This window comes from Candidatus Symbiopectobacterium sp. NZEC135 (genome assembly GCF_025962695.1).
The window spans coordinates 1-538 of the sequence record NZ_JAGFPF010001454.1 but is presented as its reverse complement, the minus strand read 5'-3'; the positions used below and the strand labels follow the sequence as shown (position 1 = coordinate 538).

1 protein-coding gene and 1 pseudogene are annotated in these 538 nt (G+C 57.1%); both read left to right on the top strand.

All coding sequences use genetic code 11. From position 1 onward, the window contains the following. A pseudogene (locus J5224_RS34800) lies at positions 1-287 on the top strand (undecaprenyl-phosphate alpha-N-acetylglucosaminyl 1-phosphate transferase); the annotation flags it as partial. 23 nt (positions 288-310) lie between these two features. After that, positions 311-538: Wzz/FepE/Etk N-terminal domain-containing protein (locus J5224_RS34795; protein ID WP_264629364.1), on the top strand; the 228-nt coding region annotated here is incomplete at its 3' end.

Sequence of the window (538 nt, the reverse complement as noted above, 5' to 3'; positions counted from 1 at the left end):
GCCCTTTCGCGCCGGATCGCCAGCATATCCATCACTTACTGATGCGCGCCGGATTTACCCCGCATCAGGCTTTTGTGCTGATCACCGCAGCAGCGGTGCTGTTGGCGGGCATCGGCATGGCCGGAGAGTATTTCTCTTTCATTCCCGAATGGGCCATGTTGGTGCTGTTTTTACTGGCCTTTGGGCTTTATGACTACTGCCTGAAACGGGCATGGCGCGTGGCGCGCTTTCTGAAACGCATCAAGCGTCGAACGCGCCGTAGCGACGATCGTCGACACTCAACTTGAAACCACATCACTTTGGGGAAGTAATGAAACACGAAAACCCTGCTAACGGAGCCTCTGGCGAAGCCCATCACCGCGTTGATACTGCGGGTGCCGGTATCGAGAATGAACTGGATATTCGCGGCCTGTGCGGTGCGTTGTGGCGAGGCAAATTCTGGATTGCTGGCGTGGCGCTGGCTTTCGCACTGATGGCGTTAGGGTATTCCTATCTTGCACGCCAGGAGTGGAGCGCCACGGCAATAACCGATCGGCCC